18 protein-coding genes and 1 tRNA gene are annotated in these 20,402 nt (G+C 72.0%); 9 read left to right on the top strand and 10 right to left on the bottom strand.

What is annotated here, in order from left to right:
* The first annotated feature begins 370 nt into the window (after nucleotides 1–370).
* The 4 genes from BUE45_RS08145 (at nucleotide 371) to rsgA (ending at nucleotide 4,320) form a co-directional block, all read left to right on the top strand.
* Nucleotides 371–967 (top strand): TetR/AcrR family transcriptional regulator, encoded by a 597-nt coding sequence (locus BUE45_RS08145; protein ID WP_073377057.1) that lies wholly within the window; start codon nucleotides 371–373, stop codon nucleotides 965–967.
* Between the two features lie 138 nt (nucleotides 968–1,105).
* Nucleotides 1,106–1,939: an MHYT domain-containing protein gene (locus BUE45_RS08150; protein WP_073377060.1), complete on the top strand. Its 834-nt coding sequence runs from the start codon at nucleotides 1,106–1,108 to the stop codon at nucleotides 1,937–1,939.
* Between the two features lie 166 nt (nucleotides 1,940–2,105).
* Complete coding sequence (locus tag BUE45_RS08155) at nucleotides 2,106–2,996, top strand: MHYT domain-containing protein (protein WP_073377063.1); 891 nt, start codon at nucleotides 2,106–2,108, stop codon at nucleotides 2,994–2,996.
* A gap of 211 nt (nucleotides 2,997–3,207) precedes the next feature.
* Nucleotides 3,208–4,320, top strand: a complete 1,113-nt coding sequence (rsgA, locus tag BUE45_RS08160; protein WP_073377066.1) for a ribosome small subunit-dependent GTPase A — start codon at nucleotides 3,208–3,210, stop codon at nucleotides 4,318–4,320.
* Nucleotides 4,321–4,440: 120 nt separating this feature from the next.
* Here the strand turns inward: rsgA and BUE45_RS08165 are convergent, their stop codons facing one another.
* Nucleotides 4,441–5,364, bottom strand: coding sequence for a TatD family hydrolase (locus BUE45_RS08165; RefSeq protein ID WP_073377068.1), 924 nt, complete (start codon nucleotides 5,362–5,364; stop codon nucleotides 4,441–4,443).
* Between the two features lie 95 nt (nucleotides 5,365–5,459).
* Complete coding sequence (metG, locus tag BUE45_RS08170) at nucleotides 5,460–7,280, bottom strand: methionine--tRNA ligase (protein ID WP_073377071.1); 1,821 nt, start codon at nucleotides 7,278–7,280, stop codon at nucleotides 5,460–5,462.
* A gap of 181 nt (nucleotides 7,281–7,461) precedes the next feature.
* Between metG and BUE45_RS08175 the strand changes: the two genes are divergently transcribed.
* Entirely contained in the window at nucleotides 7,462–7,911 is a 450-nt protein-coding gene (locus BUE45_RS08175; protein ID WP_245832888.1) for a hypothetical protein, read from the top strand.
* 90 nt (nucleotides 7,912–8,001) lie between these two features.
* Nucleotides 8,002–10,665 carry a protein translocase subunit SecD gene (gene secD / locus BUE45_RS08180; RefSeq protein ID WP_073377073.1) on the top strand — a complete coding sequence of 888 codons (2,664 nt, stop codon included), beginning with the start codon at nucleotides 8,002–8,004 and terminating at the stop codon, nucleotides 10,663–10,665.
* A 70-nt stretch (nucleotides 10,666–10,735) separates the two neighbouring features.
* On the opposite strand, the gene BUE45_RS08185 is transcribed toward secD, so the two are convergent.
* Both BUE45_RS08185 and rsmI read right to left on the bottom strand, forming a co-directional pair.
* Nucleotides 10,736–11,401, bottom strand: coding sequence for an AIM24 family protein (locus BUE45_RS08185; protein ID WP_073377075.1), 666 nt, complete (start codon nucleotides 11,399–11,401; stop codon nucleotides 10,736–10,738).
* Between the two features lie 78 nt (nucleotides 11,402–11,479).
* Nucleotides 11,480–12,364, bottom strand: coding sequence for a 16S rRNA (cytidine(1402)-2'-O)-methyltransferase (rsmI, locus tag BUE45_RS08190; protein WP_178378478.1), 885 nt, complete (start codon nucleotides 12,362–12,364; stop codon nucleotides 11,480–11,482).
* A 106-nt stretch (nucleotides 12,365–12,470) separates the two neighbouring features.
* Here rsmI and BUE45_RS08195 point away from each other — a divergent pair, with 106 nt between their 5' ends.
* The 3 genes from BUE45_RS08195 (at nucleotide 12,471) to BUE45_RS08205 (ending at nucleotide 15,169) form a co-directional block, all read left to right on the top strand.
* A complete protein-coding gene (locus BUE45_RS08195; protein ID WP_073377079.1) occupies nucleotides 12,471–14,117 on the top strand; it encodes a dolichyl-phosphate-mannose--protein mannosyltransferase in 1,647 nt (548 codons plus the stop codon).
* A 298-nt stretch (nucleotides 14,118–14,415) separates the two neighbouring features.
* Nucleotides 14,416–14,622, top strand: a complete 207-nt coding sequence (locus BUE45_RS08200) for a cold-shock protein (RefSeq protein ID WP_073377082.1) — start codon at nucleotides 14,416–14,418, stop codon at nucleotides 14,620–14,622.
* Nucleotides 14,623–14,854: 232 nt separating this feature from the next.
* On the top strand, nucleotides 14,855–15,169 hold the full coding sequence (locus BUE45_RS08205) for a sec-independent translocase (RefSeq protein WP_073377084.1): 315 nt from the start codon (nucleotides 14,855–14,857) through the stop codon (nucleotides 15,167–15,169).
* Between the two features lie 6 nt (nucleotides 15,170–15,175).
* Here the strand turns inward: BUE45_RS08205 and BUE45_RS08210 are convergent, their stop codons facing one another.
* The 6 genes from BUE45_RS08210 to moaC form a co-directional block, all read right to left on the bottom strand.
* Nucleotides 15,176–15,700, bottom strand: a complete 525-nt coding sequence (locus BUE45_RS08210) for a hypothetical protein (protein ID WP_073377481.1) — start codon at nucleotides 15,698–15,700, stop codon at nucleotides 15,176–15,178.
* A 1,603-nt stretch (nucleotides 15,701–17,303) separates the two neighbouring features.
* Nucleotides 17,304–17,377: transfer RNA gene (locus BUE45_RS08215), tRNA-Ala, on the bottom strand.
* A 71-nt stretch (nucleotides 17,378–17,448) separates the two neighbouring features.
* Nucleotides 17,449–18,039 carry a divisome protein SepX/GlpR gene (gene sepX / locus BUE45_RS08220; protein ID WP_073377086.1) on the bottom strand — a complete coding sequence of 197 codons (591 nt, stop codon included), beginning with the start codon at nucleotides 18,037–18,039 and terminating at the stop codon, nucleotides 17,449–17,451.
* A 392-nt stretch (nucleotides 18,040–18,431) separates the two neighbouring features.
* Nucleotides 18,432–19,151: a GNAT family N-acetyltransferase gene (locus tag BUE45_RS08225; protein WP_073377088.1), complete on the bottom strand. Its 720-nt coding sequence runs from the start codon at nucleotides 19,149–19,151 to the stop codon at nucleotides 18,432–18,434.
* Nucleotides 19,152–19,359: 208 nt separating this feature from the next.
* Nucleotides 19,360–19,872, bottom strand: a complete 513-nt coding sequence (locus tag BUE45_RS08230; RefSeq protein WP_073377090.1) for a MogA/MoaB family molybdenum cofactor biosynthesis protein — start codon at nucleotides 19,870–19,872, stop codon at nucleotides 19,360–19,362.
* Complete coding sequence (moaC, locus tag BUE45_RS08235; RefSeq protein WP_073377092.1) at nucleotides 19,865–20,368, bottom strand: cyclic pyranopterin monophosphate synthase MoaC; 504 nt, start codon at nucleotides 20,366–20,368, stop codon at nucleotides 19,865–19,867. The genes BUE45_RS08230 and moaC overlap by 8 nt, the downstream gene beginning before the upstream one ends.
* Nucleotides 20,369–20,402: the final 34 nt, after the last annotated feature.

Raw genomic sequence — 20,402 nt, forward strand, 5'->3', positions numbered from 1 at the left:
TCCCAAAAGGGACACAAGTCACTTAACGCATCTTTAGCGCTCCCGATCCCTTCCGCGCCCGCGCGGTCACCGTGCGTGCCGGACGCGCCCCGGCGGACGGGTCCGAAGCGCACCGCGGCGGGCCCTCGGCCCTCCCGACACGCCCGGATCCCCCGTAGACTCCGTACCGACCGATCGTTCGGTAATCGTCCCCCGCACGGGGCGGGGCCGGACACGCCGCCCGCGGCCGGGCGACCGGCCCGCACGCCGCCCACGACACGAGGTAGATTCGACAACCGTGCCCCGAACCAGCCCTGGCGAGACCGCGCCCCCGCGCCCCGGGAGGCGCCGCTCCGGACGCCCCGGACACGACGCCGACTCCGTTCTGCACGTGGCGGCCCGCGTCTTCAACGAACGCGGCTACGACGGCACGAGCATGGAGGACCTGGCCCGCGCCCTGGGGGTCACCAAGTCGGCGATCTACCACCACGTCTCCAGCAAGACCGAGCTGCTGCGCCGGTCGCTGGACCTGGCCCTGGACGCCCTGTTCGCGGTCACCCGCGAGGAGGCCTCGGTCAGCGGACCGGCGGTGGACCGGCTCGACCACGTCCTGCGCGGCAGCGTCCAGGTGCTGGTGGAGCTGCTGCCGCACGTCACCCTGCTGCTGAGGGTGCGCGGCAACACCGAGGTGGAGAAGCACGCCCTGGAGCGGCGGCGGGAGTTCGACCACCTGGTGGCCGACCTGGTCCGCGAGGGCATCGTCGCCGGGGACATCCGCGACGACGTCGACCCGGCGGTGGCCGGCCGGCTGCTGTTCGGCATGGTCAACTCGGTCGTGGAGTGGTACAAGCCCGACCGCGGGCTGTCCGCGGAGGAGGTCGCCGACACCCTGGCCACGATCGCCTTCCAGGGGCTGCGCCGCCCCCGGCACCGGCCCGGGAACACCGCCGGTGATACCGGACACGGAGATCACGGTCACCTTGGGTGACATTTCCTCCGGATTAAGGGTTTCTTCCAGGGTCCAAGGTCCCAAAAGAGTTACGGCGTAATATCCAGGGGTTCTTTTCCCGGCATCCGCTTTCTATGCTTTCCTTTCGGGAAAGCACACAGCCGGGGATGGCACTACATGATCGACCACTTCGCCTACGGTCCGTGGACTCCGGTGATCGCCTACGCGGTATCGGTCCTCGGCTCCTTCATCGGCCTGATGCTCTCCGTGCGGGCCCGCCGCACCACCAGCGGCTTCGCCCGCTGGCAGTGGCTCCTGCTGAGCGCGGTCTGCCTGGGCGGGACCGCCGTGTGGTCCATGCACTTCATCGCCATGATGGGCTTTCGGGTCTCGGGCACGCCCATCCGCTACGACACCCCCCTGACCCTGGCCAGCGGCGCCGTCGCGGTCCTGGTCATGGGCGTGGCGCTGTACTTCACCATCCGCCGCGGCACCAACACCTGGCTGCTGATCGGCGGCGCCATCGCGGGCTCCGGGATCGTGGCCATGCACTACATGGGCATGGCCTCGATGAACCTGCACGGCGACCTGCACCACGACCCGGTGTACGTGGTGGCCGCGTCGGTGATCGCCCTGGCCGCGGCCACGGCGGCCCTGTGGTTCGTCCGCCGCGTCGCGGGACTGCCCGCCATCACCCTGGCCTCCCTGCTCATGGGCGCCGCGGTCTCCTGCATGCACTACACCGGCATGTTCGGGATGAGTGCGACCGTGAACGACCAGGCCATGGTCCGCACCCCGGAGGGGGCCACCTCCTCGGACCTGCTGCTGCCGCTCGTGGTGGGCCTTTTCGTCTTCCTCCTCGTGTGCAGCCTCTTCCTCATGCTGGGCGTGGAGGACACGCCGCGGCGTCCCGGCCCCGACCCCGAACCGGCCGCGGAAGAAGAGAACACGGAAAGCGGAGAGTATTCTCCCCGTCACGTTTTCGACCCCACGCGGACGAACAACCGATAATCCCATCCGGACATCGGGAGCACGGGGCCGGAAAACTCCGCCGGCCCCGTGATCCGTTCCCTCCCGAACAAACGGATTCCGTTGGCCCCCTGGTTTTCCGGGCGTTTCCTGCATAACATCCATAATCCGCGTCCAGTGTGACGCAGGTCATGGAAAGTGGAGTCCCGTGCTCGACGATGCCTTCGGCCAGGACTGGCTGACCCCCGCCATCGCCTTCTCCGTCTCGGTGATCGGCTCCTTCCTCGGGCTGTCCTTCGCCTACCGGGCCCGGCGCACCTCCGGGTTCGCCCGGTGGCAGTGGACCTTCCTGGCGGCCCTCGCCCTGGGCGGCATGGCGGTGTGGTCCATGCACTTCATCGCCATGATGGGCTTTCGCCTCACGGGCACCGCCATCCGCTACGACCCGGTGCTCACCATCGCCAGCGGCGTCATCGCGATCGTGGTCATGGGCGGGGCGCTCTCCCTGAGCCTGGGCCGCAGGAGCACCCCCTGGCTGCTGCTCAGCGGCCTGCTGCTGGGCGGTGGCGTCCTCGCCATGCACTACACCGGCGTCGCCTCCATGAACGTCCACGGCGAGCTGCACCTGGACCCCCTCTACGTGGCCGCCTCCTGTGTCATCGCGATCGCGGCGGCCACCGCCGCCCTGTGGTTCGCCACCCGGGTCCGGAGGGTGGGCGCCAACGCGGGCGCCTCGCTCCTGATGGGCGTCGCCATCACCTCGATGCACTACACCGGCATGGCGGGCGTGCACCACCAGGCTCCCGACTTCACCCGCTACGGCGCCCCCGAGGGCTCCACCGTGCCCGACCTTCTGCTGCCGCTGATCGTGATCCTCTTCGTCTTCCTGCTCGTGTGCAGCCTCTTCCTGCTGCTCGGGGTCGACGAGGAGCGCACGGACTACAGCCGCCGTCCCGGGCACGCCGCCCCGGTCCCCCCGGACGACGTGGTGCGCCCCGGGGACGCCGGGTACAACCCGCGCCACGCCACGGTGCGCACCGCCGCACCGGTGGAGGAGGCGCGCAGGCCGGCCGACGACGTCTGGACGCGCCAGCGCTGACCGCCCGGAAGAAAACCACTGGCCACCGCGGACCCGCCGAGGGTATTTTCGGCGGGTCCGCGTGCGTCCGCCGCGGAACGTTCCGGAGAGGAGGGCGACCGATGCCCGTGTCCGTCCCTGCCGACGAGCACCCCCTTCCGATGTTCCGCGAGCCCTGAGCGCGCCTCCCGCAGGTGCCCGGCTCGCTTTCTCCGAAAGAAAGAGCCACACCGTGAACATCCGTGTCTCCGACACGTCTTCGCACCCGCTGGACCCGCTGGGCTGGAGCCCGCGCGTGTCCGCGGCCTTCGACGCCGCCTCCCGCGCCTCGGAGCACCCCCTGGTGCCCGGACGCGTCTCCGCGGCCCGCCGCGGCGGCTCGGTGGTCCGCGTCTCCGGCGGGGACGTCCCCGCCGACCACTCCCCCGCCGTCCTCAGGGACGCGCGGGCCGATCCCGCGGCGGCGCCGTGCACCGGCGACTGGGTCGCCCTGCGCCGCTCCGGCGACACCTGGCTGGTGGAGGCCGTACTGGAACGGTCCGGCACCCTCGTCCGCCAGGGCATCGCCAAGGACTCCCACGACCAGGTGCTCGCCGCCAACGTGGACCGGGTCCTCATCTGCGAGGCCGCGGACCAGGGGCCCAACGTGGGCCGGCTGGAGCGGTTCCTCAGCCTGGTCTGGGCGGGCGGCGCCGAACCCGTCGTCGCCGTCACCAAGGCCGAGCTCGCCGGGGACCGGCTGCCCGAGGTCGTCGAACTCGTGCGCTCGGTCGCTCCCGGCATCGAGGTGCACGTGGTGAGCGCGCACACCGGGCAGGGGCTGGAGGGCCTCGCCGAGCGCATGGCGCCCGGCACCACCTGGGTGCTGCTGGGCACCTCCGGCGCGGGCAAGTCCAGCCTGGTCAACGCCGTCGCCGGCCGCGACCTCATGGACACCGGCGAGATCCGCGGCGACAAGCGGGGACGCCACACCACCACCCACCGGCAGCTGCTGTCCATGCCCGGCGGGGCGGTCGTCCTGGACATCCCCGGGGTACGCCGTATCGACGTCCCCGGCGAGACGGAGGGCGTGGACCGCACCTTCGCCGACGTCACCGACCTGGCCGGCCGGTGCCGGTTCCGGGACTGCGCCCACGGCGGAGAGCCGGGGTGCGCGGTGCGCGCCGCCGTCGACGCGGGCGAGCTGGACCTGAGCCGCCTGGAGCGCTGGAACCGGCTGCGCCGCGAGGCGGAGCGCAACCGCGCCCGGGGCGACGCCCGGCTGAGGTCCGAGCAGACGCGCAAGTGGAAGACCGCCACCCGTGAGGGCCGCGAGCGCGGCCGGCTCAAGCGCGGCGGACGCTGACCGCGGCCCCCGGCCCCGCGGGGCCGGGGGCCGCTCGCGCGCGTCCCCGTTCCCGGCGGTCCGGGGCGTCCCCGGGTCCGGGCCGGGTCCGGGAGCGCCGGCCGTCCCGGGTCCGGCGTCTCAGAAGCCGAAGGCCCGCCGGGCGTTGCCGGCGATGGTCGCCGCCAGTCCGTCCTCGTCCAAGCCCTTGACCTCAGCCAGGGTCCGCAGCGTGTGCGGGATGAGGTAAGGCGCGTTGGGGCGGCCCCGGTAGGGCTTGGGGGTCAGGAACGGCGCGTCCGTCTCCACCAGCAGCAGCTCCGCCGGGGCGGCCAGCGCGGCCTCGCGCAGCGGCTCGGCGCTGGCGAACGTCACGTTGCCCGCGAAGCTCATGAAGTAGCCCAGGTCGGCGCAGCGGCGGGCCATGGCGGCGTCGCCGGAGAAGCAGTGGAACACCACCGTGCGCGGGGCGCCCTCCTCCTCCAGCACCCGGAAGACGTCCTCGTGGGCCTCCCGGTCGTGGATCATCAGCGCCTTGCCGTGCCGCTTGGCGACGGCGATGTGGCCGCGGAACGACTCCTCCTGCGCCCGCGCGCCCTCCGGGCCGGTGCGGAAGGTGTCCAGGCCGGTCTCCCCGACCGCCACCACCTCCGGGAGGGCGGCCAGGGCGTCGATCGCGGCCAGCTCCCGCCGCAGGGCCTCGAAGCCCCCGGGCCCCCGGGCCTTGCCGGCCCAGTCGCCGTCGTCGACCTCCACGCCGTCCGCGCCGTCGCCGTGGACGACGCGCGGCGCCTCGTTGGGGTGCAGGGCCACCGCCGCCCACACCTTCCCCGGGTGGGCCGCCGCGGTCTCGGCCGCCCAGCGCGAGGACGCCAGGTCCACGCCGACCTGGAGCAGCGGGGTCACCCCGACCGCCTCGGCGGCGGCGATGATCTCGCCGACGTCCGGGGTCTGCATGTCCATGTGGGTGTGGCTGTCGGCCACCGGGACCCGCAGCGGCTCCGGCGCCGGAGGCGGCGTCTGCGCGTTGCGGGCCTCGACGGCCCTCCCCGACCGCTTGCCCATGTTCTTCCCTCCACGACGGGCCGCGCCGACGGGCGGGCCCGTCGGCGCGGCGGTGTGTCCGTATCTTCCCCGCGGGGCGCGGCCCCGCGCCGGCCCTACCCGGCGGTGCCGCCCTCCAGCCGGGCCAGCTCCTCGTCCACGATGGACGGGTCGAGCTTGGCGAACAGCGGCTCGGGCCGGCCCAGCGGGGTGCCCGGCACGATGGGGGTCGACTCCCAGCGGGCGGCGTTGTCCGCGTAGTCGCCCGTGATGACCGGGTAGTCCACCTTCTCCGCCGAGCCGCCGATGGTGTCGTGGCCCTTGTCCAGGCGGGGCATGCCCGTCCAGGTCCCCTCGCCGCCCAGCATCGCGTACACCTTGTTGGCCGACTCCGGCAGGAACGGCGTGAGCAGGGTGTTGGCGTCCTGGACCAGCTGGAGCGCCACGTGCAGCACCGTGGCCATCCGCTCCGGGTCGGTCTTCTTCAGCGCCCACGGGGCCTGCTCGGAGATGTACTTGTTGGCCTCGGCGACGGTCCGCATCGCCTCCTGGAGCCCGGCCTTGAACTGCGAGCGCTCCAGGCGGGCGCCGACGGTGGCGAACGCGGCCGCGGACGCCTCCAGCACGCGGCGGTCCTCGTCGGTGAGCTCGCCCGCCGCGGGGATCTCGCCGAGGTTCTTGGCCGCCATGGAGACGGAGCGGTTGACCAGGTTGCCCCAGGCCGCCACCAGCTCGTCGTTGTTGCGGCGCACGAACTCGGCCCAGGTGAAGTCGGTGTCCTGGGTCTCGGGCCCGGCGGCCATGATGTAGTACCGCAGCGCGTCGGCGGAGTAGCGCTCCAGGAAGTCGCGCACGTAGATCACCACGCGGCGCGAGGAGGAGAACTTGCGCCCCTCCATGGTGAGGAACTCGCTGGAGACCACCTCGGTGGGCACGTTGAGCGCGCCCAGCGGGCCGGGCTCGCCGCCCCGGTCGCCCCCGCCGCTCACGCCCAGCAGGATGGCCGGCCAGATCACCGAGTGGAAGACGATGTTGTCCTTGCCCATGAAGTAGAAGGACTCCGGGTCCTCCCCCTGCCACCAGCGGCGCCACGCCTGCGGGTCCCCGGTGCGCTCGGCCCACTCGATGGACGCGGACAGGTACCCGATGACCGCGTCGAACCACACGTACAGCCGCTTGTTGGCGTTGTCGCTCCACCCGTCCAGCGGGATCGGCACGCCCCAGTCCAGGTCGCGGGTGACGGCGCGCGGCTGGAGGTCGTCCAGGAGGTTCACGGAGAAGTTCAGGACGTTGGGGCGCCACTGGCCCTCCTTGCCCTTGAGCCACTCCGCGAGCACGCCGGCGAAGGCGGGCAGGTCGAGCATGAAGTGCTCGCTGTCCACGAACTCAGGGGTCTCGCCGTTGATCTTGGAGCGCGGCGAGACGAGGTCGATCGGGTCCAGCTGGTTGCCGCAGTTGTCGCACTGGTCGCCGCGCGCGCCGTCGTAGCCGCAGATCGGGCAGGTGCCCTCGATGTAGCGGTCGGGCAGGGTGCGCCCCGTGGACGGGGAGATGGCGCCCTTGGTGGTGCGGGCGAAGACGTAGCCGTTGTCGTACAGCGTGGTGAACAGCTTCTGCACCACGGCGTAGTGGTTGCCGGTGGTGGTGCGGGTGAACAGGTCGTAGGACAGGCCCAGGGCCACCAGGTCCTCGGCGATCACCCGGTTGTAGTGGTCGGCCAGCTCCCGGGCGGAGACGCCCTCCTGGTCGGCCAGGACCTGGATCGGGGTGCCGTGCTCGTCGGTGCCGCTGACCATCAGCACGTGGTTGCCCGACATTCGCTGGAAGCGCGAGAAGACGTCGGAGGGGACCCCGAAGCCGGACACGTGGCCGATGTGGCGCGGTCCGTTGGTGTAAGGCCAAGCGACCGCGGTCAGGATGTGGCGATTCGACGACATGCCCTAAGCCTAAAGCCGACGGGGCCCTGGCACGCACTCCCGGTCGGCGGGCCGGAGGGAGTACGACCCGGTACGGGAGATTCCCCGGAGACCGCGGGTACCCGTATGCTCTGCTGGACGAACACGCGCGCACTGTGACGCATGCGACTCGGCGCCCGGAGGCGCCCCCCGACCTGAGGCGGTGGTCACCACGGTTCCCCGTGCCCTGACCCGTGCCGTCCGTGCCCGGGCCCGCGCCCTCGCGGCCCCGCTGGCCGCGGGGGTGGCCCTGCTCGTCGTGTTCTCCGTGCCCGGGGTCGGCGCGGGCGAGCCCGTGCTCCCGGCACTGCCCTCCTACGGGGTGGCCAGCGCCACCGGCGCCGCGGACGCCGAACCGGGGCCCGACCGCGTGGAGCGGGCCGGGCACGACGACCACCGCGTCTCCGTCGGGCCGCCGCCCGCGACCTGCGACACCAGGTCCGGGGTGCGCGACCTGCCCGACGCGCTGCCCGTCCCCGTCCTGCGCCTGGCCTCCTGGGACCAGCCCTGGTGGCCCGCGGACCCGCCGCGCGCCGAACCCGCGCCCCCGCAGGCCGTGCCGCGGGACCTGCCGCCCACCCGGGCCCCGCCTCTCACCGCGCTCCCGTCCTGATCCCATCCCCGGACGCCGCATCCCCCGGCCCCGTGCCCGCAGCGCGTCCGGATCTCCATCGGCTTTTTCGCAGTGAGAGGTAACGACCCCTTGGCCACGTCCACATCAGCATCGACGGGGGCAGGGGCGCGCTGGCTGCGCGCCCTCGTGTCCCTGCTCGTCATCGCCGTCGCCTTCGGCGCGGCGTGGTTCCTTCCGCCCCGCCTGGGCCTCGACCTGAGCGGCGGCACCCAGATCGTCCTGGAGACCCAGGACGGCCCCGACGGCACCCCGGCCAACTCGGAGAACACCGACCAGGTCGTCGAGGTGCTGCGCCAGCGCATCGACCGCCTCGGCGTGGCCGAGGCGACCATGTCCCGCTCCGGTGAGAACCGGATCATCGTGGAGCTCCCCGGCGTGCAGGACCCCGCCGAGGCGGCCCAGATCGTCGGCCAGACCGCCCAGCTGTCCTTCCACCCCGTGCTGGGCGTGGGCCAGGGCGGCGGCCAGGGCGTCCAGGCGCCCGGCGACTTCGCCAACGCGCCGCAGGGCGAGGCCGACGAGGCCCGCGCCCCCCGCGACACCGAGGAGGCCCCCGCCGGCGAGGAGGCCCCCGCCGAGGGCGGCGAGGGCGGCGGCGAGATGACCGACGAGGAGCTCCAGGAGCTGCTCGGCGGCATGGGCGGCGGCCAGGGCCAGCAGCCCGGCCAGGCCGGGCCCAGCGCCGAGAACCCCGAGGACGTCGTCATGACGCTCCCCGACTCCGACGGCACCTACCTCCAGCTCGGCGAGACCTCCATCAAGGGCGACCGGGTGTCCAGCGCCGAGGCCGCGCTCGACAGCGTCAACCGCGCGCAGTGGACCGTCAACGTGGGCTTTCGCGGCGAGGGCCGCGACCAGTGGCGCACGCTGACCGCCGACGCCGCCTGCTTCCCGCAGGGCGACCCGCGCCGCCGGGTGGCGATCGTGCTCGACAACCAGATCATCTCCGCCCCGGAGGTGAACCCGGAGATCGGCTGCGACGCGGGCATGCCCGGCGGCCAGACCACGATCACCAGCCCGACCTTCACCCGTGAGACCGCCGACGAGCTGGCCGTCCTCATCGAGGGCGGCTCGCTGCCGCTGCCGGTGACCGAGGTCCAGCGCCAGACGGTCGGCCCGACCCTGGGCGCCGAGGCCATCCAGGCCAGCGCGATCGCCGCGGTCCTGGGCATCGCCTTCACCGCCCTGTACATCACCCTGGCCTACCGCCTGGTGGGCTTCCTCGCCTCCCTGGCGCTGGCGTTCTACACACTGATCGCCTACGGGGCCCTGGTGGCGCTGGGGGCGACACTCACCCTGCCGGGCCTGGCGGGCTTCGTGCTCGCGATCGGCATGGCCATCGACGCCAACGTCCTGATCTTCGAGCGGGCCCGCGAGGAGTACCAGCGCCAGCAGTCGGTCTACAAGGCCAACCGCTCGGCCGGGATGAAGGAGGACGAGGGCGGCAAGACGAGTGCCCTGGCCCGCCGTCGCCGCCGCGCCGTGCCGCCGAGCCTGGAGAAGGCGTTCGTGGAGGGCACCTCCAAGGCGTGGAGCGCGGTGCTGGACACCAACGTCACCACCCTGCTCGCCGCCGCGCTGCTGTTCTTCCTGGCCTCGGGCACCGTCCAGGGCTTCGGCGTCACGCTGAGCATCGGTACCCTCGTGTCGATGTTCTCGGCGCTGGTCATCGCGCGCGTGTTCGTGGAGTGGGCGGTGCGCCGCGCCGTCATCCGCAAGCACCCGGCCATCAGCGGCCTGGACCGGATCGGCCCGGTCCGCACCTGGCTGGTCAAGCGCGACCCCGACATCATGAAGCACCGCTCCAAGGGGCTCATCGTCGCGGGCGTGCTGGTGGCGGCCTCCCTGGTCGCCCCGCTGGTGCAGAACGTCAACCTGGGCGTGGAGTTCACCGGCGGCCGCGTCCTGGAGTACCAGGTCACCGGTGACCGGCAGGTGAGCGTGGACGAGGCCCGCGCGATCGTCTCGGACCTGGGCTTCGCCGGCTCGGACACGGCGGTGGTGCAGGAGGCCGGCGACGGGGACATCTCCGTGCGCACCGGCCAGATCAGCGACACCGAGGCCAACTCCATCACCGAGGCGCTGACGGAGGAGACCGGCGGCGTCGAGGTGGTGAGCGACGAGTTCATCGGCCCGAGCATGGGCGACGAGCTGCGCAACCGCGCGCTCATCGCGCTGGGCGCGGCGCTGGCCCTGCAGATGATCTACCTGGCCTGGCGCTTCCGCTGGTCGTTCGGCGTCTCCACGATGCTGTCGCTGGCGTTCAACATGCTGCTCGTGGTCGGCCTGTTCATCTGGCTGGGCAAGCCGATCGACGGCGTGTTCCTCGCCGCGATCCTGAGCGTCATCGGCTTCACCGTCAACGACGCGGTCGTGGTGTTCGACCGCGTGCGCGACGAGTGGGCGCGCGACGAGAAGTCGTCGTTCACCGACATCGCCAACCGGGCGATCATCAACACCCTGCCGCGTACCGTCAACACGACCGTCGGCGCGTGGATCATCCTGGGCTTCCTGACCTTCTTCGGCGGGTCCTCGCTCCAGGACTTCTCCATCGCGATGCTGGTCGGCCTGACCACGGGTGTGGTGTCGACGGTCTTCGTCGCCGTCCCGCTGGCCGTGTGGCTCCAGAAGTGGGACCGGACGCCGGCCCCGCACGTCATCAAGGAGCGCAAGGCCAAGCAGCGCGTCGCCGCCAAGGCGGCCCGCGAGGCGGACGACGGCGCCGTCGTCTGACGCCCGCGCCGCCCTACGGCGGAAGGGCCCCGGGGACGCTCGTCCCCGGGGCCCTTCCGCGTTTGGGGGCTCAGCCCGCCTGGACGGGGACCGGCGCGCCCTCGGAGGCCTGCACCAGGACGAAGCCCTGGCCCTCCAGGGACAGCTGGAACGCCTCGCCGCTGCCGCGGCCGATGAGCGCCCCGGCCTTCATGGTGCGGCGCACGCCGGTGCGCAGCGTGCTGGACCAGGCGACGGCGGAGTCGGTGTCGACGAAGGTCGGCTGATCGATGTTGAGGAGCACGGGGGTGCCGTGGCAGGCGATGGCGATGCGCCCCTGCCCGGTGAACGTGGTGTTGAACAGCCCGCCGGCCGTGATCCCGGCCCCCTGCACGCGCTGGATGTCCCAGGCCAGGCCGGACTCGAAGGCCAGCACGTTGTCGCCGTTGACGGTGATGGCGTCGTTGCCCTCCAGGTCGACCAGGTGGACGTCCCAGGCGTCGCGGGCCAGGAAGACGTCGCCCCGGCCGCTCACCTTCATCAGGGGCATGCCCTCGCCGGTGAACGCCTTCTTGAGGAAGCGGCCGACGCTGCCCGCGCCCTGGTAGTCGAACTCCACCTGCCCCTGGTAGGCGATCATGGCGCCCTGGCGGGCGTAGAACTCCCCCGCCAGCCCGACCCTGAGCATCTTGTGGTTCTGCAGGTGCATCCCCGGCTGGCTGATCTCCTGGGCCTGCTGGAAGAGCTGGCTGCGCATTCTGGATCTCCTCGTCGTGAGCGGTGTCCCGCCGGGTTGGATGCGCTGCGCCGGGAAAGGTTCCCTACGCGGGCGCCCTCATTCCGCGGCGTCGGCACCGACCCCGTGCACCAGATCGTAGACACGGCGCTTGGGCACACCCGCCTCCTTGGCCACACGGGCGATCGCGTCCTTGCGGCGGGCCCCCTCCTCCTCCAGGGCCTGCACCGCGGCCAGCAGGTCCGCGTCGGAGGCGGCCCCGCCCGCCGGGCGGGCTCCCCCGACCACCACGGAGACCTCCCCCCGGACCCCGTCGGCCGCCCAGGCGGCCAGCTCCGCGAGCCCGCCGCGGCGCACCTCCTCATAGGTCTTGGTGAGCTCCCGGCACACCGCCGCGCGGCGGTCGGGACCGAAGGCCTCGGCCATGGCGGCCAGCGTGGCCGCCACCCGGTGCGGGCTCTCGAAGAACACCATGGTGCGCCGCTCGGCCGCCAGGTCGGCCAGGTACCCGGCCAGGCCCTTGCGCGGGGGGAAGCCCTCGAAGCAGAACCGGTCGGTGGGCAGGCCGGAGACCACCAGCGCGGTGGTCACCGCCGACGGCCCCGGCACCGCCGTCACCGGGATGTCCTCGGCGGCGCAGGCCGCGGCCAGCCGGTAACCGGGGTCGGACACCCCGGGCATGCCGGCGTCGGTGACGACCAGGACGTCCCGGCCCTCGCGCAGGTCGGTGAGCAGCTCGTCGGTGCGGCGGCTCTCGTTGGCGTCGTAGTAGGACACGACGCGGGCGCCCTCGGCGCCCCCGGGGCGTACTCCGGCCCGGCTCGCGAACTGGCGTAGCCTGCGGGTGTCCTCCGCGGCGATGACCCGGGCGTCCTCCAGGACGCGCAGCAGCCTGGGCGGTGCGTCTTCGAGGTTGCCGATGGGCAGCCCGGCCAGGGTCAGGGTGCCGACCCTCGGTTTACCATCGCCCTCAACCACTGTCATCCCCGTCCTGTCACGCTACGGTGGCTTCTATCACGCCACCCGAAACCTGTCTCCGGTCCGTCCGCAAAGGGACAAGACCCTCTCCGACCCCAACCTACGAGCCGAGATGACCACCACCGCACTTTCCTCCGAGGTCGAGTCGACCCCACCCGCTCCCTCACACCCCTCCTCCCTGCGGAACCGGTTCCTGCCCACCGACCCGACCCCGGCGTGGATCGCCTGGCTCGGGGCCGTCCTCGTCGCCGCGTTCGCCGGCGCGCTCCGGTTCGTCGGCTTCGGCCAGCCCGAGCGGATCTACTTCGACGAGACCTACTACGCCAAGGACGCCTACGGCCTCCTGGGCTACGGCTACGAGCACGAGACGGTCGAGGAGCCCGTCGACGCCGACTCCCTGCTCCAGAGCGGTGAGACGGCCATCTTCACCGGCGGCGGCGACTTCATCGTCCACCCGCCGGTCGGCAAGTGGATGATCGCGCTGGGCGACCGGCTGTGGGCGCTGCTGCCGTTCGGCGAGTCGATGACCCCCGAGGCCTGGCGGTTCGCCGCCGTCCTGGCGGGCATCGCGTCGGTCCTCATCCTGGTGCGCGTGGCCACGCGGATGACCCGGTCGGTGCTGCTGGGCTGCACCGCGGGCGTGATCCTGGCGCTGGACGGGCTGCACTTCACGCTGAGCCGCGTCGCGATGCTCGACATCTTCCTGACGCTGTGGGTGCTGGCCGGGTTCGCCTGCCTGGTGATCGACCGGGACCGGACGAGGGAGCGCCTGGCGCGGCTGGCCGAGGCCGGGGCGGACATGGCGGCCGTGGGCTGGTTGGGGATGCGCTGGTGGCGGCTGGCGGCCGGGCTGTGCTTCGGGCTCGCGGTGGGCACCAAGTGGTCGGCCCTGTTCTTCGTCGCCGCCTTCGGCCTGCTCACCGTGGCGTGGGACTACGGGGCGCGCAGCAGCGTGGGCCAGAAGACCCCGGCCCTGCGGTGGCTGGGCTTCGACGCGATCCCGGCGTTCGTGCAGACGGTGGTGGTGGGAGCGTTCGTCTACCTGGCGTCGTGGTCGGGCTGGCTGTTCACCCGGGGCGGCTACAACCGGGACTTCGCCGACGGCACGGCGCCGGACTTCCTGCCGGGGTTCCTGGCCGCGCCGCTGGAGGCGCTGATGAGCCTGTGGAACTACCACACGCGCATCATGGGGTTCCACGACGACCTCAGCAGCGACCACACCTACATCTCCCAGCCGTGGGAGTGGATCATCATGCGCATGCCGGTGATGTTCCACTACAACGGCGAGGCGGTGGGGTGCCCCGGCGGCGACTGCGTCACCTCGATCGTCTCCATCGGGACGCCCGTCGTCTGGTGGCTGTCCATCATCGCGCTGACCGTCCTGGTGGGCTGGTGGGTGACCTTCCGGGACTGGCGGGCCGGGGCCGTGCTGCTGGGCGTGGCCGCCGGCTGGCTGCCGTGGTTCGCCTTCCCCGACCGTCCGATGTTCCTCTTCTACGCCCTGCCGATGCTGCCGTTCCTGGTGCTGGCGATCGTGCTGATGCTGGGGCTGGTGATGGGCGCCGGAGAGGAGAGCCCGCGGTTCTCCCCCTATCTGCGGGCGCTCGGCGGAATCGTGTTCGGAGTGGTGATGCTGCTGATCATCGCGCACTTCGCGTACCTCTACCCGGTGCTGGCGGCCTATCCGCTGGACAAGGAGGTATGGGACGAACGGCTGTGGTTCCGGGTGTGGATCTACGGGCGCGACGCACTGACGTGACCTGCGCGGGAGAACGGATCGTTCTCCATTAGTGGCAGGGCGCAAGGAAATCAATGCTTTCGCGTAGCCGAAACAGGACACTCCGGGAGGGGGGATTCCCGCGCCGAAAGCCTCGGCAGGGGACCCCCCTCCCTGGTACTGTCTGCAACTGGTTGCTGTTGTAGTTTCCATGGATGCCCGAGGCGCCTCGCGGAACTTCACGTGGGCGCTTTTGCGGGGGACCGTTCTCTTCTCTTCGGCGCCCGGCGACCCGGGGCCAGCAGGGTGCGGCCCCGTTGTAGTCCCCAAGGGAGAGCACATGGCTCAGGGCACCGTGAAGTGGTTCAACTCTGAAAAGGGTTTCGGGTTCATCGCCGTCGAGGGCGGCCAGCCCGACGTTTTCGTGCACTATTCGGCGATCTCGGGGAGCGGCTTCCGGAACCTGGAAGAGGACCAGCGGGTCGAGTTCGACATCATCCAGGGCCCCAAGGGCCCGCAGGCCGCGGACGTCCGCACCATCGCCTAGACAGAGCGTGGCGGGTCCTCGGAGACCCGGCGGAACCGTCCAGGCGGGCGTTTCCCTCCACATGCGTTCCCGGCCCCGCCCCTGACCCCGGGGGCGGGGCCGGCCGCGTCCGGCGGCGCGGCCGGGGCGTTCCCCGGATGTCCGCACCGTGATCCGGTCACGGTTACCCAAGCGCACCGATACCGGTTAACCTGCTTGAAGCCGGTCGGTATCCCGAGAACGAGGGTCGCGCATGTTCAACATCAGCGGAGGAGAGTTCATCGTCCTCCTTCTGCTCGCGCTGTTGATCTTCGGCCCCGACCAGCTCCCCAAGGCCGCCCAGCAGGTGGGCCGCGTGCTGCGCCAGCTGCGCACCATGGCGAACTCCGCCACCAAGGACATCAAGGACGGTCTGGGGCCCGAGTTCAAGGACTTCGAGGTCCAGGACCTCAACCCCAAGCGGTTCGTGCAGAAGCACTTCTGGGAGGAGGGCGAGGACGAGCCGCAGGACCGGCCCGCCGCGCGGCTCAACGGCCGCCGCCCCCCCTTCGACGACGAGGCGACCTGACCGGCCTCACCCGGCCAGGACCAGGACGAAGGCCCCCAGCGCCAGCAGGATCAGCGAACCCACGATGACGGCGGGCGAGCCGAAGGCCAGCACGAGCACCTCGGCGGCCAGCGCCCCGCCGATCGCCGCCGCGGCCCACGGCCAGCGCGCCTCCGGCGACCAGTCGTAGCGGCGCTCGCGTGCGACGGTGACACCGAAGGCCGCGGCGATGAGCCCCCAGAACGCCAGGTGGGCGACGACCCGCGCGGAGGGGTCCACGTAGTCGGCCATGCCGCCGACGATCATCACGTAGAAGACCGTCCCGGTCACCAGGCGCCAGTAGCCGCGGCCGCGCTCGACGGGGATGTCGCGCAGCCGGGCCGGGGTGGTGCGGCGGAAGCGCTCGGCCGCCACCGGCGGCGGGTCGGGCTCCGGGGGCGGAACCGGATCGGGGCGGGGTCGCGGGGGTTCGGGCGGCGGCTCGTACCCTCCGACGGGCTCGGGGCCCTCCGGGTACTGGTGGCCACCGGGGTACTGGGGGGAGTCGGACACGGTCCGCCCCTTCACGGTCGGCGCTGTCCGGCCGTGCGGCCGGGGGACTCTCGCCTCTCCCCTACCCGGTGCCCGGCGGTGTCAAATCCCCACCCGTCACGGAGAACGAGCCGGGCCCGGACCCCGGCGGCCGCGGTCGGCGCGCGTGAGGGGCCCGGGCCCGCAGACCTCAATGGACTAGAGCCAGGAGAATCCGCTGGAGCGAGAGCAGAGCGCCTGCTTGATCATGACATGTACCTTTCGTGTGGCTTCAGCCCATCCCTGGACCACCTTGGACCACCCGACCGACCCCGACAAGACCCTCACCCGGATGTTCATCATTTTATGACGTATCGGGACACAAAGGACGGAAGGGCCGCGATCCAACGGAGCGGCCTCCGCGGGAATCCCAGATCAGCGGTACCGCGTTCGCGATCGCAGTCCGCACCCTCCCCGGGGACCTGCAAAAACAAGTCCACCCGGCGGCAAAATCGCTTCGCCACGGCTGACCGAGAGTGATCACCGGAGTTTCTCCACCCGCCCGGCGGGACGGCACACCGATCGGAATTGCCGCCCCTTTCCCCAGAATATCCCGGACCCTTCCATAAACCTCCCGAGAGTCCCCTCTCCCGCCGACGGGAAAGAGCGGTCCGACCGGTGGGCACGCTCCGTGATCACCGCGCGGTGGAGGAACGCGGACACCAGGGGCCACCGGGGACCTCGACGCCCCTTTACAGACGTACAAAACTCCGGATTATCGACGGTCCTTTTCAGGGAGATGCGCATCCCTCGACCCCCTCGCATCACATGGTCGCCCGGTTCCTTGCCGTTCGACCGCAATGCTCGGGGCGAGTCGTGAAAACGGGTCGGCCGTTCGGGCGTACAGGGCTATCCTGGATCCGCACCGGACCCCGCCACAGGGGATAGCCGCTTCGCCGGTGACACTCGGGGCTCCGGTCCGGAATCGACACCCCGCGCGAGGGGATATCCGGCCGACCCGATTCCGGGGACCGTGCACCGCACGGTCCCCTTCTCCCTGCCGGGTCCCGACCGCCGCAGAATCTGCGACCCCCGCGCGCGACCACCGGACCGACCGGGCCCGTGGTCACGCACTCCGGCGGACCGCGCGCAGCCATCCGCTCCAGACCGGCCCCACGAGCACCCGCGCGGCGACTGCCGGACCGACCAAGCTCCGGGTCGCAGCCGGCCGTCCCCGCCGGGCGACCGCCCCACCGCCGCGCGGACCGACCGCGTCAAGACCCGCGGACACCCGCGCGCGACCCGACCGCCACCGGACCGCCCCGGCTCCCGAACACCCGCGGCACCCGTCGGCGGACCGCGCTCAGCGCTCCTCGGAGACCGGCCCCGCTTCCCGTCCCCATGCCGCCCCCCAGCGGCCCGTGGACGCCTCTACGGCCCTCGTTGCACATCAGCCCCGTCCGCAACAGCGGCACGTCCACACGCGGGCACCTCACCCGCCACAGCGCGGCACGGGCCGCAGGCGAGTCGAGGGGAGGGAGGGGGTGGAGCCGCACGGGAACCGCACCGGATCTCTCCCGGGGTTCTCACAACGACAGAGGCCCCGCCCGGTGGGCGAGGCCTCTGGTGGTCTTCTGACCTGCTGTGGAGCTATGGGGATTTGAACCCCAGACCCCCTCGATGCGAACGAGGTGCGCTACCGGACTGCGCCATAGCCCCTTGTTGAAGACGAGATAAGACTAGCAGGGATCCGGGGATGCTCCGAACCGGTTCCGGAGCCCCCGGAGGCGTCAGTCGCCGGCCGCCCGCAGCCGCGCGTCGGCGTACTGGTCGTAGACCTGGTTGCGGCGGTCGCGCAGGGCGATGATCTCCGCCTCGCGCTCGGCCTCCCGCTCCTCCTGCTCCTGGAGCTCGGCCGTCCTGCGGGCCCGCAGGGCCGCCCGGCGCCGGGCCTCCCGGACGGCGGCCCGCTGCTCGGCGTCGGCCTTGGCCGCCTCCCGCAGCAGCACCAGGTGTCCCCCCAGCAGGAGCACCGGAGGCACCGTCACCCACCAGGGCCCCAGGCCGAGGGCGACCGCGACGGCCGTGCCCGCGGTGAGCAGGACGAGCGCCGTGGTGCGGCGGCGCCGGCGGGCGATGACCCGGGACCGGCGCTCGCGGCCCGGCGGTCCGGGGAGGGGCGCGGCCTCGACCGCGACCTCCTCGGGCTCCTCCGCGTCCTCGTCCTCCAGGACGTCGGCCTCGGCCGCGTCCACGGTGTCCTCGTCCTCGCGCCGCGGGTCCTCGGGGACGGCGTCCACCGGGTCCTTCCGCAACAGCATCGGCACGAGGACGATGAGCCATACGACCACGATGGCCAGGTACAGAGGAGAGCTGCTCATCACCCCTCCTCACGATGACGGCCACTGAACGTTGATCGACACCTCGCCGACACCGCCGCGCGCGGTACGTCCGGGGAGGGGAACGTCCGTCCTGGGGACGGGGTTCCCGACCTCGGACCTGTCCGGGAGGTATCCCGGACATATCCGCGCGCTGCCCGCATCGTCAATGCGTCTATGTTCCGCACGGTACGACCCCGTGTCCATAAATGCGCCACATTCCGACCGGAGTGTCGCAAGATTGTGGACTCTCGATTTCGGTCGCCGGAGGCGGATGTCCGTCAGTGCAGGTCAGAGCATGACTGCGCAGAGCAATACCAATTCAACGCAAAGTAATTGATCGATGTCGCTAAAGAGAGGTTTAAGTTCCGGTCACACCCGTGATCGTGCCACGTTCAGTTCGGCCGGGGCCGCGGACTCGCCGGATGCCGGGGATCTCCGCCGCCGTTCGGGTCCTGTGGCCCCAATGGGGTTCCCGGACCGGAATCGGGCTCCGGCGGAGTCCCCGAGGATCTGTCCGAACGCCACCGGTGCAGCAGCCCGTCCGGGACCTCCTCGGACGTGAGCGCGTAGCAGATGTGGTCCCGCCAGGCCCCGTCGATGTGGAGCTGCCGTCTGCGCACGCCCTCGTCCCGGAAGCCGAGCTTGGTCGCGACGCGTCGGCTGGCCCGGTTCTCCGGCCGGATGTTGGCCTCGATCCGGTGCAGGCCGACCCGGAAGAAGGCGTGGTCGACGGCGAGCGCCACGGCCGTGGGGGTGATCCCCCGTCCCGCGTGGGCGCCGTCGATCCAGTAGCCGACCTGTGCCGATCGGGCCGAGCCCCAGACGATCCCGCCCACGGACAGCTGCCCCACGAAGCGCCCCGCGTAGAACACGGACCAGGGCATGGACAGGCCCTGGCGGGCCTCCCGCCGGATGGCCTGGATCATGGCCACGTAGGGGGACAGCCCGGTGGTGCGCAGCGGCATCTCCGGATAGGTGGGCTCCCAGGGCCGCAGCCACTCGGTGTTGCGCGCCCGGGTGTCGCGCAGGGCGGCGGCGTCGCGGAGCCGGAGCGGCCGGAGCTCGACCGGACCCTCCGCCAGGGTGACGGGCCACCCTTGTCTGCGATTCACGACAGTCCCTTCGCCACCGTCCGCCGGGTTCCGGCTCCCGCGGGGTCTCCAGTATTCCACTCCTCGGACACGGCGTGTCGTCGGTCACCCGTAGTCCCAGAAACGGATGGGACCTAATGTCGTTGATTCCTCACCGGAAAGGGGCCTCTTGGTCAAGGAATTCTCTCTGAACGGAATGCCCGAGATGTGATTCCCGTCATTGCCCGGTTCATTCGGAAGCAGAGTGATCCGCGCCACGCAACTGGTCGAGCGCGTGGCCCAGCACCGGCCCCAGAACGTCCATTCCGTCGCCCGCCCCGCCCCGCGAACCGGGCAGGTTGACCACCAGCACCCGCCGGTCGCCGCGCACGACCACCCCGGCCAGGCCGCGCGAGAGGATCGCGGTGGGCACGCCCTTCTCCCGCCCCGCGGACCGGATCGCCTCGGCGATCCCCGGCACCTCGTAGGAGAGCAGCGAGCGGGTGGCCTCGGGGGTGAGGTCCTGCGGAGTCACGCCTGTACCCCCGGTCGTCAGCACCGCGTCGGCGCCCTCGGCGACCGCGCGCTCCAGCGCCTCCGCCACCGGCGGGCCGTCCGGGACCACCCAGGGGCCCAGCGGCTCGAAGCCCAGGGCCCGCAGCCGCTCCGCGACGACCGGGCCGGAGCGGTCGGGGTACACGCCCGCCGCCGCCCGGTTGGACGCCGTCACCACGGCCACGCGCCGCGCGGGGGCGTCACTCACCGCGCCTCCAGTGGCCCTTCTTGCCGCCGGTCTTCTCCTCCACCCGGACCCGCGTGACCTCGGCCCCGGGGTCGACGGCCTTGACCATGTCCACCAGGCCCAGGGCGGCGGTCATGACACTGGTCAGCGCCTCCATCTCGACCCCGGTGCGGTCCGCGGTGCGCACCGTGGCCCGGATGTCGACGCCCTCGTCGACGACGGTGAGGTCCACGTCCACCCCGTGGACGGCGATGGGGTGGCACAGCGGCACCAGGTCGGGGGTGCGCTTGGCACCCTGGATCCCGGCGATCCGCGCCACGGCCAGGGCGTCGCCCTTGGGCACCCCTCCCCCGCGCAGCGCGGCGACGGCGGCGGCGCTGAGCAGCACCCGGCCGGTGGCCGTGGCGGTGCGTGCGCTCACGTCCTTGGCGGAGACGTCGACCATGCGCGCCGCGCCCGACGCGTCCAGATGGGTGAGCCCTCCGGGGCTCCCGTCCGCCCGTGGGGTGTCGCTCATCGTCGCCGTCCTCCGTGTCCGTGGCCCTGTGCGC

It is taken from the genome of Nocardiopsis flavescens (assembly GCF_900141985.1).
Taxonomy (GTDB): domain Bacteria; phylum Actinomycetota; class Actinomycetes; order Streptosporangiales; family Streptosporangiaceae; genus Nocardiopsis; species Nocardiopsis flavescens.

What these genes read in the sequence shown, in the direction of transcription:
- BUE45_RS08150 (WP_073377060.1), top strand. Translation starts at nt 1,106, where the DNA reads ATGATCGACCACTTCGCCTACGGTCCGTGGACTCCGGTGATCGCCTAC.
- BUE45_RS08165 (WP_073377068.1), bottom strand. Translation starts at nt 5,364, where the DNA reads ATGGGCAAGCGGTCGGGGAGGGCCGTCGAGGCCCGCAACGCGCAGACG.
- metG (WP_073377071.1), bottom strand. Translation starts at nt 7,280, where the DNA reads ATGTCGTCGAATCGCCACATCCTGACCGCGGTCGCTTGGCCTTACACC.
- BUE45_RS08185 (WP_073377075.1), bottom strand. Translation starts at nt 11,401, where the DNA reads ATGCGCAGCCAGCTCTTCCAGCAGGCCCAGGAGATCAGCCAGCCGGGG.
- rsmI (WP_178378478.1), bottom strand. Translation starts at nt 12,364, where the DNA reads ATGACAGTGGTTGAGGGCGATGGTAAACCGAGGGTCGGCACCCTGACC.
- BUE45_RS08195 (WP_073377079.1), top strand. Translation starts at nt 12,471, where the DNA reads ATGACCACCACCGCACTTTCCTCCGAGGTCGAGTCGACCCCACCCGCT.
- BUE45_RS08200 (WP_073377082.1), top strand. Translation starts at nt 14,416, where the DNA reads ATGGCTCAGGGCACCGTGAAGTGGTTCAACTCTGAAAAGGGTTTCGGG.
- BUE45_RS08205 (WP_073377084.1), top strand. Translation starts at nt 14,855, where the DNA reads ATGTTCAACATCAGCGGAGGAGAGTTCATCGTCCTCCTTCTGCTCGCG.
- sepX (WP_073377086.1), bottom strand. Translation starts at nt 18,039, where the DNA reads ATGAGCAGCTCTCCTCTGTACCTGGCCATCGTGGTCGTATGGCTCATC.
- moaC (WP_073377092.1), bottom strand. Translation starts at nt 20,368, where the DNA reads ATGAGCGACACCCCACGGGCGGACGGGAGCCCCGGAGGGCTCACCCAT.